At 37.5% G+C, this 2817-nt stretch carries 3 protein-coding genes; all 3 read left to right on the top strand.

Features of this window, described 5'->3' with window-relative positions:
• On the top strand, positions 1 to 461 hold a 461-nt coding region (locus tag VNJ50_RS10290), incomplete at its 5' end, for a glycosyltransferase (RefSeq protein WP_325581553.1).
• A 7-nt stretch (positions 462 to 468) separates the two neighbouring features.
• A complete protein-coding gene (locus tag VNJ50_RS10285; protein WP_325581551.1) occupies positions 469 to 1641 on the top strand; it encodes a glycoside hydrolase 100 family protein in 1173 nt (390 codons plus the stop codon).
• 94 nt (positions 1642 to 1735) lie between these two features.
• The coding region (locus VNJ50_RS10280; protein ID WP_325581549.1) for a glycosyltransferase family 4 protein at positions 1736 to 2817 on the top strand (1082 nt) is incomplete at its 3' end.

The raw sequence follows: 2817 nt of genomic DNA, 5'->3' as shown, positions 1-2817 counted from the left end.
ATACCGTTTCGAGAAATTTTATGCCGTATTTAATGGCTGCTTGCGATATTTATGCAGCACCATCGCGTCTTGAAGGTTTTGGAATGCCACAAGTAGAAGCGGGTGCCTGTGGCAAACCTGTTATCGGCATAAAAGCCATGGGAATGTTGGATACTTTAATTGATGGTGAAACTGCTTTTTTAGCGGATGTGGCACAACGAATTGTTGTTAACGAAGTTACTTTAGGCGAAGAATCGGGTTTTGAAACCAATAGGAAAATTGCATTTACAACACCAAGAACCGTCGATTATAGAGCTAATGTTAACGACATAGCTAAATATCTACTGCAACTTATGGAAGATAAAAACCTAAGGATAAACATGGGAAATGCCGGACGACAACGTGCTGTAGAACATTTTGACTACAAAGTAGTGACGAAAAAATTTCTTCAAATTTTAGAAGACCGATTGGGAATAAAATAAGTTTAAAATGAAAACTGAGGATAAAAATTTAATAAAAAGCGCTAAAAAAGCGGCCATAGACGTGCTTTTGCACAATGCGCACGGAACCGTTGCCAATTTACCCCGAACCGCAGGATGGGGCTATCCCGAACCCTATACCAGAGATCTTTTAATTTCGACATTGGGAATTGGAGTGAGCCAGAATCCGCAACTCCTTGAAAGCATCAAAAACGTGGCTTTGACATTAGCTAAAAATCAGACCGAAAATGGACAAATCCCTTCTCTTGTAAATGACCAAAAAAACACAGGATCTAGTGATACCACACCTCTTTTTCTGACGGCAGCCGGAATTCTTAGAACACTTCTTGGCGAGCCTAATTTTTTGAAAGACGCCGTTGAAAAAGCCTTGATTTGGATGGAATTCCAATGTCCTACCAGTCATTATTTAATTGCACAACAACCTACCAGCGATTGGCGCGATGAGCAATGGGTATTAGGCTATGGGCTTTTTGTAAATGCACTGACTTATTCGGGGATGAAGTTTGTTGGAAAGCAGAAAGATGCTGAAAATTTGGGAAATGCCATTAACCAATTAACTTATGCGTCTGATAAAACACAAAGTTGCCCACATGAAGGACTTGCCATTAAGGACAAACCTTATTTTGCCTTATGGTCCTATAAGGTTTATAGTAACAATCGGTTTGATTTATTGGGAAATAGCATCGCTATGCTTTCAGGATTAGCATCAAAAGAAAAATCCAAACACATGGTTACATGGATAGAAAATGAATGCGAACTGATGCAACAATCCGAAGATTTAATAGTAGATGTTACCCCTAATTTTTTCCCTTTTATACAACCTGATGATGAAGATTGGTTGCCAAGATATTACGATTTTAATAAGCCTGGTGATTACCATAATGGTGGGATTTGGCCCTTTATTAGCAGTTTTTATATTGCTGCACTTGTTGCCATTGAAGAGTTTGATTTGGCCGAAAGAAAACTTTTAGCATTGACCCATCTCATAAAAAACGGCAGAAACAACCAACTTGAATTTAGTTTTAATGAATGGTATAAATCACAAACCGGTGCACCCATGGGTCAGGATTGGCAAACTTGGAGTGCGTCAAATTATCTCTATGCCGCAACGTGCGTTGAAAAAAAAAGTACACCATTTTTTGATGAAATTCGTCAGAAATAAACCAAAAAATTACATTATAAACTAGACAGCAACATATTTAATTTTCCACAGTTCAATAAAGTTTATGATTTATATAATTTAATTCCAAAAGAAAATGAAAATTGCTTTTGTAGCTACATATCCACCACGACAATGCGGTATTGGCACGTTTACGCATAGCCTTGCACATGCCATGAAAAATATACAAAACCATGAAAATGAAATCATTGTAATCGCAATGACCAATGATCATGAAACCTATGTTTTTCCTTCCGAAGTTAAATTAACCATCCAACAAGATCATCAATCTGATTATTTGGCTGCCGCAGATTACATCAATAGAAGTGGCGCTGAAGTTTGTATTTTAGAGCACGAATTTGGAATATATGGCGGACAAAGTGGTGTTTATATTTTGCCGCTTTTACATCGTCTAAATATTCCACTCATTTCAACCCTGCATACCATCCTTGAAACGCCTTCGTACAACGAAAAAGCCATACTAAAGCAAATTTGCAAGATGTCTGACAGATTGGTTGTCATGAGCAATAAAGCCATTCAGTTTCTTAAAGATATTTATGAAGTGCCATCCTCAAAAATCATTAAAATTGAACATGGTCTTCCCGATTTTCATTATGACAAGGAAAAAAGCAGAACAGAACTTAAACTAAATAATAAAAAACTACTGTTCACCTTTGGTTTTGTAGGACGCAATAAAGGTATTGAAACGGTCATCAAAGCATTGCCAAAAATCATTGAAAAACATCCCGAAGTTTTTTATCTCGTTCTGGGAAAAACACATCCAAATGTGTTTAGAAGTGCTGGTGAGGAATACCGAAACTACCTTCAACTGCTCATAAAAAACCTAAAACTCAGCCACCATGTGCTTTTGCTTAATGAATTTGTAGAAGAAAAAGAATTATTCAAATATTTAGCGGCGTGCGATATTTATATTACGCCTTATGTCAATGAAGCCCAGATTACAAGTGGCACATTAACTTATGCCATGGGTTCGGGATGCGCCGTAGTTTCAACACCGTACTGGCACGCTGCAGAATTGCTTACCGAAAATAAAGGCCGTCTTTTCGATTTTAAGGACGAGGATGGTTTGGTCAATACCTTAAATGAATTACTCGACCAACCCGAACTGTTAAAAACAATCCAACAGAAAGCAGCAGCTTATGGCAAAAACATTATCTG

This window comes from Gelidibacter sp. (assembly GCF_035577925.1).
Lineage (GTDB): Bacteria > Bacteroidota > Bacteroidia > Flavobacteriales > Flavobacteriaceae > Gelidibacter.
This window is presented reverse-complemented; position numbering and strand designations above follow the sequence as displayed.